Source organism: Lelliottia nimipressuralis, from assembly GCF_004402045.1.
Classification (GTDB): domain Bacteria; phylum Pseudomonadota; class Gammaproteobacteria; order Enterobacterales; family Enterobacteriaceae; genus Enterobacter; species Enterobacter chinensis.
In genome coordinates, this window is record NZ_SOMG01000021.1 from 34,386 (window position 1) to 48,465 (window position 14,080).

13 protein-coding genes and 3 pseudogenes are annotated in these 14,080 nt (G+C 61.2%); 10 read left to right on the top strand and 6 right to left on the bottom strand.

All coding sequences use genetic code 11. The annotated features are described in order from the left end of the window. Positions 1 to 127 precede the first annotated feature (127 nt). Genes hpxW through hpxZ form a run of 4 tightly spaced genes read left to right on the top strand, consistent with a single transcriptional unit; the run spans position 128 to position 3,686 of the window. A complete protein-coding gene (hpxW, locus tag E3U32_RS13185) occupies positions 128 to 1,711 on the top strand; it encodes an oxamate amidohydrolase (protein WP_134349143.1) in 1,584 nt (527 codons plus the stop codon). 9 nt (positions 1,712 to 1,720) lie between these two features. Then, the gene (gene hpxX / locus E3U32_RS13190; RefSeq protein WP_126816790.1) at positions 1,721 to 1,909 is read left to right on the top strand and encodes an oxalurate catabolism protein HpxX; all 189 of its coding nucleotides are present in this window, start codon (positions 1,721 to 1,723) and stop codon (positions 1,907 to 1,909) included. Beyond that, positions 1,906 to 3,303 (top strand): AtzE family amidohydrolase, encoded by a 1,398-nt coding sequence (locus E3U32_RS13195; protein ID WP_134349144.1) that lies wholly within the window; start codon positions 1,906 to 1,908, stop codon positions 3,301 to 3,303. Before hpxX ends, E3U32_RS13195 begins: the two co-directional genes overlap by 4 nt. Further along, complete coding sequence (hpxZ, locus tag E3U32_RS13200; protein ID WP_134349145.1) at positions 3,300 to 3,686, top strand: oxalurate catabolism protein HpxZ; 387 nt, start codon at positions 3,300 to 3,302, stop codon at positions 3,684 to 3,686. Before E3U32_RS13195 ends, hpxZ begins: the two co-directional genes overlap by 4 nt. Before the next feature lie 69 nt (positions 3,687 to 3,755). Here the strand turns inward: hpxZ and puuE are convergent, their stop codons facing one another. The 3 genes and pseudogenes from puuE to E3U32_RS13215 form a co-directional block, all read right to left on the bottom strand. Beyond that, a complete protein-coding gene (puuE, locus tag E3U32_RS13205; protein WP_286164361.1) occupies positions 3,756 to 4,655 on the bottom strand; it encodes an allantoinase PuuE in 900 nt (299 codons plus the stop codon). Then, a pseudogene (gene hpxA, locus E3U32_RS13210) lies at positions 4,573 to 5,446 on the bottom strand (allantoin racemase). Before hpxA ends, puuE begins: the two are co-directional and overlap by 83 nt. After that, a complete protein-coding gene (locus E3U32_RS13215) occupies positions 5,446 to 6,162 on the bottom strand; it encodes a GntR family transcriptional regulator (protein ID WP_134349148.1) in 717 nt (238 codons plus the stop codon). The pseudogene hpxA and the gene E3U32_RS13215 overlap by 1 nt, the downstream one beginning before the upstream one ends. Positions 6,163 to 6,306: 144 nt before the next feature. Here E3U32_RS13215 and E3U32_RS13220 point away from each other — a divergent pair, with 144 nt between their 5' ends. Together E3U32_RS13220 and guaD are read left to right on the top strand one after the other, a co-directional pair. Next, the gene (locus E3U32_RS13220) at positions 6,307 to 7,803 is read left to right on the top strand and encodes an NCS1 family nucleobase:cation symporter-1 (protein WP_029741848.1); all 1,497 of its coding nucleotides are present in this window, start codon (positions 6,307 to 6,309) and stop codon (positions 7,801 to 7,803) included. A 104-nt stretch (positions 7,804 to 7,907) separates the two neighbouring features. Then, the gene (gene guaD, locus E3U32_RS13225; protein WP_134349389.1) at positions 7,908 to 9,224 is read left to right on the top strand and encodes a guanine deaminase; all 1,317 of its coding nucleotides are present in this window, start codon (positions 7,908 to 7,910) and stop codon (positions 9,222 to 9,224) included. Here guaD and uraH read toward each other — a convergent pair. Both uraH and uraD read right to left on the bottom strand, forming a co-directional pair. Further along, positions 9,204 to 9,527 carry a hydroxyisourate hydrolase gene (gene uraH, locus E3U32_RS13230; protein ID WP_134349149.1) on the bottom strand — a complete coding sequence of 108 codons (324 nt, stop codon included), beginning with the start codon at positions 9,525 to 9,527 and terminating at the stop codon, positions 9,204 to 9,206. The two genes, guaD and uraH, sit on opposite strands and share 21 nt — an antisense overlap. After that, positions 9,524 to 10,024, bottom strand: a complete 501-nt coding sequence (gene uraD / locus E3U32_RS13235) for a 2-oxo-4-hydroxy-4-carboxy-5-ureidoimidazoline decarboxylase (RefSeq protein WP_134349150.1) — start codon at positions 10,022 to 10,024, stop codon at positions 9,524 to 9,526. Before uraD ends, uraH begins: the two co-directional genes overlap by 4 nt. Before the next feature lie 239 nt (positions 10,025 to 10,263). Between uraD and hpxO the strand changes: the two genes are divergently transcribed. From hpxO to E3U32_RS13250, 3 genes are read left to right on the top strand one after another with little or no spacing between them, the layout of a single operon-like run. Next, positions 10,264 to 11,418 carry an FAD-dependent urate hydroxylase HpxO gene (hpxO, locus tag E3U32_RS13240; protein ID WP_134349151.1) on the top strand — a complete coding sequence of 385 codons (1,155 nt, stop codon included), beginning with the start codon at positions 10,264 to 10,266 and terminating at the stop codon, positions 11,416 to 11,418. Positions 11,419 to 11,435: 17 nt separating this feature from the next. Further along, the gene (hpxD, locus tag E3U32_RS13245; RefSeq protein WP_134349152.1) at positions 11,436 to 12,470 is read left to right on the top strand and encodes a molybdenum cofactor-independent xanthine hydroxylase subunit HpxD; all 1,035 of its coding nucleotides are present in this window, start codon (positions 11,436 to 11,438) and stop codon (positions 12,468 to 12,470) included. An 11-nt stretch (positions 12,471 to 12,481) separates the two neighbouring features. Then, positions 12,482 to 13,417 carry a PDR/VanB family oxidoreductase gene (locus E3U32_RS13250; RefSeq protein ID WP_134349153.1) on the top strand — a complete coding sequence of 312 codons (936 nt, stop codon included), beginning with the start codon at positions 12,482 to 12,484 and terminating at the stop codon, positions 13,415 to 13,417. 204 nt (positions 13,418 to 13,621) lie between these two features. Here E3U32_RS13250 and E3U32_RS13255 read toward each other — a convergent pair. Further along, positions 13,622 to 13,795, bottom strand: a pseudogene (locus tag E3U32_RS13255) (glycoside hydrolase family 88 protein); the annotation flags it as partial. Here E3U32_RS13255 and E3U32_RS13260 point away from each other — a divergent pair. Then, positions 13,793 to 14,011: pseudogene (locus E3U32_RS13260) on the top strand (helix-turn-helix domain-containing protein); the annotation flags it as partial. The pseudogenes E3U32_RS13255 and E3U32_RS13260 overlap by 3 nt on opposite strands. Between the last annotated feature and the right edge of the window lie 69 nt (positions 14,012 to 14,080).

Below are 14,080 nucleotides of genomic sequence, written 5' to 3' on the forward strand. Positions count from 1 at the left end.
GCCTCTGTAACTTTTGTTTCATCATATTTTGCCTTTCATTATACGTGCCAGTTTACTGAAACTTTTCTTTCAGAACTGGAACAGCTTTTGCAGCATCTTGTGACTTTCAGGGTTATGAGGATTCTTCATGCACAGTAATGTTTCCACACGCGGGATGGCCGTTGCGCCTCACCACCTTGCCAGCCAGAGCGCGCTGGCGGTGCTGCGCGAAGGTGGCAGCGCCATCGAAGCGATGGTGGCGGCTGCGGCCACCATCGCCGTAGTTTATCCGCACATGAACGGGCTGGGTGGCGATGGCTTCTGGCTTATTGTGCCCCCGCAGGGTGACCCGATCGCCATTGATGCCAGCGGGGCGGCGGGCTCTCTGGCAACCCTTGCCGCCTATGGTGATGTGGCGCAAATCCCCCATCGGGGTCCCCGCGCGGCGCTGACCGTCGCCGGCACGGTGAGCGGCTGGGACGAGGCGCTTAAGGTCTCGCGCGAGATGACCGGCAAGGCGCTGCCGCTGGCCCGCCTGCTGGCCGACGCCATTGAGTATGCGCAAAACGGCACGCCGGTCACGCCGTCTCAGGCCCATGCCACGGCGAGCAAATTTGACGAGCTGAAAGATATCCCCGGTTTTGCGGAAACCTGGCTGGTAGACGGTAAACCGCCAGAGGTCGGCAGCCGCTTTTATCAACCGGCCATGGCGTCTACCCTTACGCGCCTGGTGGAAGACGGTCTGGACAGCTTTTATCGCGGCCCGCTGGCGAAAGTGCTGGCGCACGGCATGGAGGCGCTGGGCCTGCCCGTGACGCTGGACGATTTACACGCGCATTTCGCCCGGCGCACCGCGCCGCTGACGCTGCAGCACCAGCAAGGTGAGGTGTTTAACCTCGCCCCGCCGACGCAGGGGCTGGTCTCGCTGGCGATCCTCGGCATCACCGACCGGCTGAACATGGCGGAGGCCGACGACGCCGACACTATTCACCGCATCGTTGAAGCCACCAAGCTGGCCTTTGGCCTGCGCGATGCCCATATCACCGACCCGCGCGAGCTGAAAACCGATATCCAGAGCCTGCTGGACCCCGCTGCCCTTCAGGCGCTTGCCGACAAGGTTGACGACGGCCGCGCCGCGCCGTGGGGCAGCGGAAAAGGCCCCGGCGATACGGTGTGGATGGGCGTGATGGATAGCAGCGGCCTTGCCGTGTCGTTTATCCAGAGCATTTATCACGAGTTCGGCAGCGGCGTGGTGCTGCCCGATACCGGCATCGTCTGGCAGAACCGCGGCGCGTCTTTCAGCCTCGATCCCGACCATCTTCTGGCTCTCGCGCCGGGCAAACAGCCTTTCCACACCCTGAACCCGGCGGCGGCACGCCTTCGTGACGGACGCGTGATGGTTTACGGCTCGATGGGCGGCGACGGGCAGCCGCAAACCCAGGCCACGCTCTTTACCCGCTACGCGATTCAGGGCGTGCCCCTGCAGGAGAGCATCTCCCGCCCGCGCTGGCTGCTGGGACGGACCTGGGGACAAACCTCGGACACGTTAAAACTGGAAGGACGCTTTACCGCTGAGACGGTCTCACGGCTTCAGGAACTCGGACATGAGGTGGAAATCTTCCCTGACTTTAGCGAAGCCATGGGCCACGCGGGGGCGATTGTTCGCCACCCCAACGGCCTGTTCGAAGGAGCATTTGACCCGCGCAGCAACGGCGCGGCCGCCGGATTCTGAGGAGAAACAATGACGACACCACAACCCGACTGGCAAGCCTATCTGGCGCAGATGGAGTCCGTGCTCGGCGTGACGCTGGACGATACCCGCCGCGCCGAGCTGCAATTGCAGTTCAGCCGCATTGCCACCCTGGCCGCGCCGCTGATGGCGCTGCCGCTCGATGACCGTCTGGAGATCGCAGGAGTGTATAAAGCATGAGGCTACACGAGATGAGTATCGGCGATATTCAGCAGGCGCTTGGCGCAGGCGAGCTGAGCGCTCGCGAGATTGCCCGCCAGACGCTGGAGGCGATTGCGCGCGTTAATCCGCAGATCAACGCCTGGACCGCCGTGACGGAAAAACGCATGCTCGCCGAGGCCGGGAATATCGACACCCTGCGACGCGAAAAGCGCCCGCTGCCGCCGCTGGCGGGCGTGCCCTATGCGGTGAAAAACCTGTTTGACGTTGCCGGCCATACCACCCTGGCCGGTGCTGAGCTGTTCAGCCAGCACACTGCCGCGACCGCTGACAGCTTCGCGGTGCGCCAGCTGCGCAGCGCGGGCGGGCTGCTGACCGGCATGGTGAATATGGACGCCTACGCCTACGGCTTTACCACTGAAAACAGCCACTACGGCACGACGCGTAACCCGCACGACCTGGCGCGTATTGCGGGCGGTTCATCCGGCGGTTCGGCCGCCGCCGTGGCCGCCGGGCTGGTGCACTTTTCGCTCGGCACCGACACCAACGGCTCGATTCGCGTCCCGGCGTCCCTGTGCGGAATATATGGCCTGAAGCCAACCTTTGGTCGCCTGTCGCGCTCCGGCAGCCATCCGTTTGTCGCGAGTCTGGATCACATCGGCCCCTTTGCCCGCCGCGTATGCGATCTGGCATCCGTGTACGACGCGCTGCAGGGACGTGACGGCAGCGACGGTTTTCAGGCTGAACATCCGCGCGAACTGACGCGTCCCCTGCTCGACCGCGGCCTGGAGGGCCTGCGCTGCGCGGTGCTCGGCGGCTACTTCACCACCTGGTGCGATGCAGAGGCCAGAGACGCCGTGGCGCGGGTGGCGAAGGCGCTCGACGTGCAGGATGAGCTGCAGTTCCCGGACGCCGAACTGGCGCGCGCCGCGGCGTTTATCATCAGCGCCTCCGAAGGGGGAAACCAGTACCTGCCCGCGCTTCGCCGCGAGCCTGAGCGTTTTGAGCCGCACTCCAGGGAAAGACTGCTGGCAGGCGCGATGATCCCCTCCGCCTGGTACATTCAGGCCCAGCGGTTTCGCGCGCACGCCCGGCAGGCGTTTAAAACCTTATTCGCCCAGGCCGACGTGCTGATCGCCCCGGCCACCCCGCGCAGCGCCACGCTGGCTGGCGAGCAATCCATGGAAATTAACGGCCAGCCGCTCCCCATTCGCGCCAGCATGGGCATGCTGACCCAGCCGATTTCGTTTTTAGGCTTACCCGTTACCACCGTTCCGCTGCGCACCACGCAGGGAATGCCAATTGGCCTGCAGCTGATTGCCGCGCCGTTTAACGAGCAGGCCTGCCTGCGCGTCGCGCGCGTGCTGGAGGAGAGTGGAATCACCGATGCCCGTCCGGCGGAGATTGCAGCATGATGAATCACGATGACATTAACCTCCCGTGGGTCGTGGCGGAAGTGACGGCCGCGTTTTACCGCTATGAAGACGCGCTGGTGAGCAACAACGTTGCGGTACTGGACGAGCTGTTCTGGCACGACAAAAACACGGTGCGTCTGGGGGCGGGTGAGAACCTGTACGGTATTGATGAAATCCGCGCCTTTCGCGCGGCGCGCCCGTCCACTGGGTTACAGAGGACGTTGCGTCACACCGTGATTACCACCTTCGGGGAAGACTACGCGGTGTGCAGCACCGAATTTACCCGCGAGGGCACGGAACGCATTGGCCGCCAGCAGCAGACGTGGGTGCGGTTTGCCTACGGGTGGCGGATCGTGGCGGCGCAGGTGAGTTTGATGGTGTAACACCAACGGGCATGCGACGTCCTGTAGGCCGGGTAAGGCGCAGCCGCCACCCGGCAAAACACGGCACAATTATTTCTGAAACGGATGCACTTCCCGCCAGTGCTCAGCAATCTGCTGGCGGGTACAGACCCACACCCGCTCATGCTGCTGCACGTAATCAAGAAACCGCTGCAGCGCGCGAAAACGCCCCGGCCGCCCCAGCAGACGGCAGTGCATGCCGATGGACATCATCTTCGGCGCGCTTTCCCCCTCTTCGTACAGCACGTCAAAGCTGTCCTTCAGATAGGTATAAAACTGCTCGGCGGTATTAAACCCCTGCGCGGTGGCAAAGCGCATGTCGTTTGCATCCAGCGTGTAGGGCACAATCAGGTGCGGTTTGCGGGTGCCGTCGCTGCAGGCTACTTCCGTCCAGAACGGTAAGTCGTCGCCGTAGTAGTCGCTGTCGTAGTCGAAGCCGCCGTGCTCCACCACCAGCTGACGCGTATTGGGGCTGTCGCGCCCGGTGTACCAGCCCGCTGGCGGCTTGCCGAACAGATCCGTCAGAACATGCACCGCTTTATGCAGATGCTCGCGCTCCTGGTTGATGTCCATGCTCTGATAGTGGATCCAACGCCAGCCGTGGCTGACCACGTCGTAGTCTGCCGCTTTGATCGCCGCGACGATATCAGGATGACGTGCAAGCGCCATCGCCACGCCAAAGACCGTCAGCGGCAGGCCGCGCTTTTGAAATTCACTGTGGATCCGCCAGAACCCGGCGCGGCTGCCGTATTCGTAGAGGGAGTCCATCGACATGTGTTTATCCGGGTAGCTGGCCGCACCGATGATGTCCGACAGGAACTGCTCAGACCCGGCATCGCCGTGCAGAACGTGGTTTTCCGCCCCCTCTTCATAATTGAGGACAAACTGCACCGCGATGCGCGCCTGATTTGGCCACTGCGCGTGCGGCGGGTTGCCCGCGTAACCGCGCAGATCCCGCGGATAATCCTGTTCAAAATGCGCCATAGCCACCCCTTAATTTAAAATGGATTTAATGCCTGAAATGGTCCGCTTAATACTTTTTTCTCCGGGAAGGCCAAATCGCCATGCTTGCTGGTCGACAGCCCCAGCGCCACCAGCGATTCCACCATCTTCACCGCGGCACTGACGCCGTCGATCACCGGTACGCGCAGCTCGCGCGTCAGCTCCTGCGCCAGCGTCGCCATACCGCCGCAGCCCAGCACAATGGCACCGCATCCGTCCTCTTTCAGCGCCTGTATACAGCGCGCGCGCACTTTTTCCTGCGCCAGACCGCTACCGTCTTCCAGTGCCAGCACCGGGAGATCGATAGCGTGCAGCGCCGCGCAGCGATCCTGAAAGCCATACTGATGCAGCAGATGACGGGCAATAATCAGCGTGCGCGGCAGCGTGGTGACCACTGAAAAGCGCGTCGCCACCAGCGTCGCCATATGCATGGCGGCTTCCGCAATGCCCACAACCGGCCCCTGCGCCAGCTCGCGCGCCGCCAGCAGACCCGGATCGCCAAAGCAGGCGATGACGTGACCGTCCACGCCCTGCTGCCTGCCGAGTTTGATTTGTTCAAGAACCCCCACGGCAGCGATGGCCTCATCAAAATGGCCTTCGATAGACGGCACGCCCGCGCTCGGGCAGACCGCGAGGATTTCCGTCCCCGGCGCCGCTACCGCGCGGGCCGCCGCGCCGATGGTTTCGGTCATCGCGAGGCTGGTGTTGGGGTTGATCACTTGTATACAAACAGAGGGCATTACGACTCCTTGTGACCGGCAAACAGCCGGGCGAAATCAGGCAGACACTCACCTGCCCGCTCGAAGCAGAGGCTGGCGACGATATGTTCAAAATGGTGCATTAAGGCTTCGCTTAGCGGCTGGAGCGCTTTCTGACGCAGCAAATCCACAAGCTGTTCGTGATCGTTGCAGCGGCAGCCCTGACGCCACGGCGCGCCCCAGGTAGCAATCACCAGCGAGGAGCGCTGGCTCAGGCCGGTCACCATCTCCGTCAGCACCTGGTTGCCGGAGATGGCCTGCAGCTGAATGTGAAAATTGGCGGAGTGGCGAATCGCCGCCGGGCCGTCGTACGCCTCGTGCGCCTGCTGCTCCTGGCGAATAATGGCCTCCAGCGCGGCAAGATGCGGCGGTTGACAGTGCGCCAGCACGTCCGGCAGGTTGGCGACCTCCAGCAGCGCGCGGGTGCGGAAGATATGCTGCGCCTCTTCAACCGTCGGGCTGGCGACGTGTGCACCACGCTTGGGCGTTAGGGTGACCATTTGCACAGCGGCGAGTCGCTGCAGCACCTTGCGGATGCCCGTGCGGCTCACGCCAAAGACCTCGGCCAGCGCCTCTTCCGGCAGCTTGCTCCCCGGCAGCAGCTGATGTTCGACAATCGCGGTCATCAGCGCCTGAAAGATGGATTCATCCTTGTCATGCAGGTCTGGCGCGGTCTGCAGGGCGTTTATGTTGTTCATTCACCACTCCGTCTTTTACTCTTCGTTATCGAATCGTATACATAAAAATAAAATATTGCATACAAGATTTATTATTTTGGCCTGGATCCTGCAACACCGTTTGCACTCCCACTCAACGGGTTTTCATTCACAGGAGCAGGTTTCATGCCAAACAGTCAAAACGCGCAACAGGGTACGGCCGCTGATTCCGGTGCGGTTTACAGCCCACGTCTTTGCAATGAGGATCTGGCACCGACGCGTGACCAGAACTGGAGCTGGTACAACATCTTTTCGTTCTGGATGTCGGACGTCCACAGCATGGGGGGTTATGTTGTCGCCGCGAGCTTCTTTACGCTCGGGCTGGCAAGCTGGCAGGTGCTGCTTTGCCTGCTGGTGGGAATTTGCATTGTGCAACTGTGCGCCAACCTGGTGGCAAAACCGAGCCAGATGGCGGGCGTGCCCTATGCGGTGATCAGCCGTCAGGCGTTTGGCGTCTTCGGGGCCAATATTCCGGCGGTGATCCGCGGACTTATCGCCTTTGCGTGGTACGGCATTCAGACCTATCTCGCTGCCAACGCGCTGATGCTGGTGGCGCTGAAGTTCTGGCCGTCGCTCTCTTCGCTCACCACCGGCGCGTTCCTGGGCCTGTCGCATCTGGGCTGGATCTGCTTTGCCATTATGTGGGTCCTGCAGGCGATGGTCTTCTGGCACGGCATGAGCGCCATCAAGCGCTTTATTGATATCGCCGGTCCGGCGGTCTATGTGGTGATGCTGGCCCTCGCAGGCTGGATTGTATACAAGACCGGTTTTGACGGCATCTCCTTTACCCTCGCCAGCAAATCCCTGAGCGCGGGAGAGCAGACCTGGCAGATGATCACCGCGACCGCGCTGGTGGTTTCCTATTTCTCCGGCCCGCTGCTCAACTTTGGTGACTTCTCCCGCTACGGGAAAAGCATGGGGGAGATCCGCCGCGGTAACCGCTGGGGACTGCCGTTTAACTTCCTGCTGTTCTCGATTGTCACCGTGGTGATTGTTTCCGGTACCCAGTCGCTGTTTGGCCGCATGATCACCGACCCGATTGAAACCGTCAGCCGCGTGGGTAACGATCTGGCGGTGGCGATTGGCCTGCTGACGATGATCACCGCCACCATCGGGATCAACATTGTGGCGAACTTCGTCTCGCCAGCGTTTGATTTCTCTAACTGCTCGCCGCAGAAAATCAGTTTCCGTACCGGGGGCATGATTGCCGCCGTCGGTTCAATTCTGTTAACCCCGTGGAACCTGTTCAACTCGCCGGAGCTTATTCACTACACCCTGGACGTGCTCGGGGCGTTTATCGGCCCGCTGTTCGGCATTCTGATTGCCGATTTCTACCTGATTAAACGCGGCAAGGTGTCGGTTGACGATCTGTTCGACGACACGCCAAAGGGCAAATACTGGTACCGCAACGGCTTTAACCCGAAAGCCATTGGCGCGCTGATCCCGTCCGTTGCCGTAGGTCTGGTGATTAGCTTTATCCCGGCCCTGCATGAAGTGGCGAACTTCAGCTGGTTCATCGGCGTCTTCCTCGGCGGCGTCACCTACCGCTGGCTGGCGCGGGAAGATCGCGAGACGGCAGGTGCGACGTCGTTTAGCTCCCGCGTGGCGACGCAAAAAGAGTAACCCCCTCCCTTACCGGCCGCAGTTTATCTGCGGCTTGTTCATTCTGGCACCGTTCTTGCTGAGCCTTATCACCCCGCTATGCAACCACTAAGGCAGGAACCATGATGGATTACCAGACAGCGATCCGCGGCGCATTTTTTGATATAGCCCAGGTCAGCGACAGCGCAGACGCGATTGCCCGGCACGCGCGCTATCTTGAGGACGGGGTGCTGTTTATACAGAACGGAAAAATTCTGGCGCACATGGCGTGGCAGGAGGGCGAGCAGTATCTTGACCCTCACAAAGGCTATACCGACCTGCGCGGCAAGCTGCTGCTGCCCGGTTTTGTCGACACTCACGTCCATTACCCGCAAACGGAGATGATCGGCGCCTTTGGCGAGCAGCTGCTGGAGTGGCTGACCACCTACACCTTTCCGGTGGAGAGCCAGTTTGCCGATGAAGCCTACGCGAAAGAGATCGCCGAATTTTTCATTAACCAGCTGGTAAGCAATGGCACCACCACCGCGCTGGTGTTTTGTACGTTGCATCCGGAATCGGTCGAGGCGCTGTTTACCGAAGCCCTGCGCCTGAACATGCGCCTTATCGCCGGCAAGGTGATGATGGACAGACACGCGCCGGACTACCTGAGCGAAGACGCAAAGCAGAGCTACCGGCAGACGCGGGCGCTGATCCAGCGCTGGCACCACCGGGGGCGGCTGGGCTATGCCATTACGCCGCGTTTTGCCCCGACCTCATCCCCCGAACTGCTCGCCGCGGTCAGCCTGCTCAGAGAGGAGTTCCCGGATACCTGGATGCAGACTCATCTGAGCGAAAACCCCAACGAAGTGGCCTGGGTGAGCGATCTCTGGCCGGAGCACGAGCGCTATCTGGACGTGTATCACCACTACGGCCTGACCGGCGAGCGCAGCGTGTTTGCCCACGCGATCCATCTTCACCACAGCGAGTGGCAGTGCCTGCATGACACCGGTTCGGCGGTGGCGTTTTGCCCCACCTCTAACCTGTTTCTCGGCAGCGGGCTGTTTCGCCTGCCCGCCTGCTGGCAGCACAGGGTACGGATGGGCATCGGCACCGACGTCGGCGCGGGCACCACCTTCAGCATGCTGCGCACCCTGGGGGAAGCCTACAAGGTGGGCCAGCTCCAGAGCTACCGCCTGCGCGCCAGCGAGGCGTTTTACCATGCCACGCTGGGCGGCGCGCACGCGCTCAGGCTCGACGATAAGATTGGCAACTTCGCGCCCGGCAAAGAGGCGGATTTCGTCGTTATCGACCCCGACGTGACCCCGCTGCAGCGCCTGCGCAATCGCCGCTGCAAGGATATTTACGAGCAGCTGTTTGTGCTGATGACCCTGGGCGACGAGCGCAACATCAGCGAGACCTGGGTCAACGGCGAGCAGGTGTGGTCAACTGCCCCGGTAGGTTGACCACCCACCGGGCGCAATCACAAACGGCAGATGGAAGTGCTCGTCTGCCGTTTCCCCCGTCACAAAATCAATTTGCGCGCAGGGGTAGAGCGTGTCGCGACCCGTTTCGCTAAACCACTCGCCGATCTCCGCCACCAGCCGGTAACGGCCTGCGGGCAGAGAGGGAACGAACGCGGCGATGCGCCCCTGCGCGTTGGTCACGCCCGTGGCGAGCGTCTTCCCCTCCTGTTGAAGATGGACCGTCACGCCCTGCGCCGGTTTGCCCGTCGAGATATCCAGAATATGCGTGCTTAACGTACTCATTCGCTAATGACTCCTTCCAGCCGTAGCAGCGTTATTTCCCGCAGCTGTTCCAGCGCGGCACGGACTTCCTGCGCATCGCTGTTCTCCAGCCGCGCGTGCAGCGCCTGTAAAATGTCCTCACCGCTGCGGCCTTTCGCGCGGATCAGAAAGACCCGTCCAAAGCGGGCTTCATAGCGGGCATTGCCCTCGCGCAACGCCTGCACAAGGGCGGTATCGCGGTCATTCACCGCGCCCTGTTCCTGACGCGACAGCGCCGCCTCCGCCTGTGAGCCCGCGGGCTTTTCTCCGATACGCGGATGCGCGCTCAGGGCTTGCGCTAATGCCGCATCATCCCAGCGCTGCGTCAGGGCCTGCGCCGTGAGGAACAAGGCGTCCCGGCTCGGGTAAGGCCGCCCGCGAACCAGCGCGTCGGCCCAGCCGGGGATCGCCACGCAGGGGTGGAGCAGCGCCATCGCGTCGCTGTCCGGAAGATGATTAAAGTCGTGCAGTGCAATCATAGCGTCTCCTGAGTTGTCCTCTTCCGGGTCGTTGCACAAAGCACGCCACTCTTGTCGCAGGCGTGAAACAGTTGATTCTGCACGCGCCAGACGGAAATTTTTGATTCAAAAAAAGGCACACTCACCGCGTTTGCGCACCTTAGCAGTGCAAACATCTCTCTTACAACGCCGTTTTCGCCGCTCTGCAGCCTGGTACGCAAATTGCTGAATGTCTTTACACCCTGCAAAAGGAGAGAAGCATGAGAGCAATCGTCATTGGCGCGGGTATTGGCGGCCTGAGCGCCGCCGTCGCACTGAAGAAAGCTGGAATCGACTGTACCGTATTTGAAGCCGTAAAAGAGATCCGGCCCGTCGGGGCGGCCATCTCCATCTGGCCTAACGGCGTGAAATGCATGCAGCATCTCGGCATGGGCGACATCATCGAGACTTACGGTGGTCCGATGCGTTTTATGGCCTACAAAGACTTCCGGCGCGGCGAGACCCTGACCCGCTTTAGCCTTGCCCCACTGGTTGAGCGTACCGGAGGGCGTCCCTGCCCCGTCTCGCGCGCTGAGCTCCAGCGCGAAATGCTGGACTTCTGGGGGCGCGACAAGGTGCAGTTTGGCAAGCGCGTCGAACGCGTAAGTGAAGACGACGCGGGCGTGAGCGTAACCTTCAGCGATGGCACCACGGCAACCGGGGATTTTCTGATTGCCGCTGACGGCAGCCACTCGGCGGTTCGCCCTTACGTGCTGGGCTACACCCCGGAGCGCCGCTACGCCGGTTACGTCAACTGGAACGGACTGGTGAAGATTGACGAAGAGATCGCCCCGGCTCACCAGTGGACCACCTTCGTTGGCGAAGGCAAACGCGTGTCGCTGATGCCCGTCTCCAGTGGACGGTTTTATTTCTTTTTTGACGTGCCGCTCCCTGCTGGCCTCGCGGAGGATCGCACCACCCTGCGCGCCGACCTCACGGGCTACTTCCGCGGGTGGGCGCCGCCGGTGCAAAAGCTTATCGCGGCACTTGACCCCGAGACCACCAACCGCATTGAAATCCACGACATTGAGCCATTCGACATCCTGGTGCGCGGCAACGTCGCCCTGCTCGGCGATGCCGCGCACAGCACCACGCCGGATATCGGCCAGGGCGGCTGTGCGGCCATGGAAGATGCCGTGGTGCTGGGTCAATGCCTGCGTGAAAACCACAACATGACGCTGGCGCTGCGACAGTACGAAGCGTTGCGCTGCGACCGGGTGCGCGACCTGGTGCTGAAGGCGCGTAAACGCTGCGACGTCACCCACGGCAAAGACATGGCATTAACGGAAGCCTGGTATCAGGAACTCAAAGAGGAGACCGGAGAGCGCATCATCAACGGTCTGTGCGACACCATTCAGGGCGGCCCGCTAGGCTGAACGTAAGAGGGACAACGATGAAAAGAGAACCGACTCCACCCGCCCACTGCACGTTTGAGCCCGAGGACTGGTTGCGTCTGGCGAAATGCTGGCATCCGGTCGCGCGCGCCTGCGACATCGGCCCGGCACCGGTCAAAGCGACCCTGCTGGATGAACAGCTGGTGATTTACCGGATCAACGACCAGGTCGTGGTCGCCCGGGACGTCTGTCCGCACCGCGGCGTGCCGCTGACGCTAGGCTTTCACGATGAGCACGGGATTATCTGCCCCTATCATGGTTTACGCTTTGGGGAGGACGGGCGCTGCAACCGTATTCCGTCCAGCCCCGACCAGCCCGTTCCGGCGAAGCTGAACCTGATTAACTACGCCGTTGAGGAACGCTTTGGCCTGATCTGGACCTGCCTGGCGTTTGATCCGGAAAACCCCGCGCCGCTACCCACCATGCCGCACTGGGATGATGACGGATTTCAGCAGATTAACTGCCCGGCGTTTGAGGTGAATGGCTTTGCCGGGCGCCAGGTGGAAGGGTTTCTGGACGTGGCGCACTTTGCGTGGATCCACACCGACACCTTTGCGGATCCGAATAACCCGCTCGTGCCGGCCTACCAGCCGCAGGAGACGCCGTTCGGCTTCGTGGCGGATTACTGGAGTTCGGTGAGCAACTATCCCGCCAGCTCGGACGTGCAGGCGCCAGAAGGGTTCCAGTGGTTACGCCATTTTGAAATGCACCTGCCGTTTACCGCCACCCTGACGATTCATTTTCCGGGTGAATCCCGACTGGCGATCATGAACGCTGCGTCACCCGTTTCTTCACGCGTGACCCGCATGTTCGCCCCTATCGCCCGCAATTTTGACCTGCATATTCCGGTGGAGGATGTGCATGCCTTTAACCTGCGCATCTTTGAAGAAGATCGTTTGATGGTCGAAACCCAGCGCCCGGAAAACCTGCCGCTGGATCTCACCCTGGAAGCCCATATCCCCGCGGATAAAAGTTCGATTGCCTACCGTCGGGGACTGAAAAAAATGGGCTTTGGCGAATTTTTCCTGGTATGACGGAGGCCGATATGCTGAGCGTAATTGTTGACGGGCTGTGGCGTGAGGGCGATAAAAGCCTCGCCGTCAGGCTGGTGGCTAAAGACGGCGAAGCGCTGCCGCCGTGGAAGCCCGGCGCGCACATTGATGTGCACCTGCCCTGCGGCGTGGTGCGCCAGTATTCCCTGACCGGGGCAACTGATGGCGAGAGCTACCTTATCTGCGTGGGGCGGGAAACCGTCTCGCGCGGCGGGTCGCGCTATGTTCACGAGACGCTGCGTCCCGGACAGAAGCTGATGATCTCAACTCCGCGCAATCTGTTTCCGCTTCGTCAGGCAGAGCGGGTTTTGCTGCTGGCGGCGGGGATCGGTATTACACCGCTGTATGCGATGGCCCTGCACCTGAAGGCCGCCGGAACGCCGTTTACGCTGCACTATTACGTCAGACGCCGGGAAAGCGCGGCGTTTATGCGCGAACTCTCACAGTGCGGTGAGTGCACCATTCATACCAACAGCCCGCGCACAACGCTGACAGAGCATCTTCCGATGGCAGAGGCGGGGCTTCACGCCTGGGTCTGCGGCCCCGCAGGATTTATGGAAAAAGCGCGTGAGGTGGCAACGGCGAAGGGATGGGATGACGCCCATCTTCACAGCGAGGCGTTTCAGCCCGCCGCCCCTGCCGCAGGCGGTGAAACCGGCGAGATCTTTACGGTCAAACTGGCCTCCACCGGGGAGCGCTGGCCTGTTCCTGCGGATAAAACCATCGCCCAGGTGCTGCAGGAAAATGGCGTGGCGGTCCCCCTCTCCTGCGAGATGGGGATCTGCGGTGCCTGTCTGACGCCAGTCATTGACGGCGTGGTGGATCACCGGGATAGCGTTCAGTCAGAGGCGGAAAAAAGCGCGACGGACCAGCAGGTGGCGCTGTGCTGTTCGCGGAGCCATTCCGGGGAGCTGGTGATCGGGCTGTAAAACAAAGCAAAGAATCCACCTGCATAGCGGGTGAATTCTAAGATAGATAACAGGCTCTTTCATAAACAATTGAGCCGTCTTTCTTGCCGGGTGGCGCTGCGCTTACCCGGCCTACATTGCGCATACTTTTCAATTAGCTGCACGTTTTATTGTAGGCCCGTGCAAGCGTAGCGCCGCCGGGTGAAACACACAAGAGCCTAAGGGTTACCAGTACGGGTGCCAAATTTGTCGCAGCCGCGCCAGCAGCTCAAGATAGAAATAGTCCCCCCAGCTACAGCACCGATCGACGCCCTTACCGCTGCCCATATGGTAAACCGAGTGCAGCAGCAGCCCTTCAGTCGGATCGTCTTCGTGAGCAAGGTAGTTATCGGTCAGCGCCAGCAGACCGGCGGTAGCATCCACGAATATTTACTGACCCGGCGGATAAAGAGCAGCTGCGACCTGTTACGGTACAGCGATGAGAGTATTGACGCCATTGCGCTGGCGGTCGGGTTTAGCGAGGTGACCTATTTCATTACCTGCTTTAAAAAGATGATGCGCCAGACGCCACTGCAGTATAGACGTAGTCTCCTCTGCACCAGAATGCCCTGTTAACGGGTTTTGATTACTGGCCCAACGCTGAACGCTTTCCGGCTACCAGCCTGGCTGGGGTTCCTGTACATA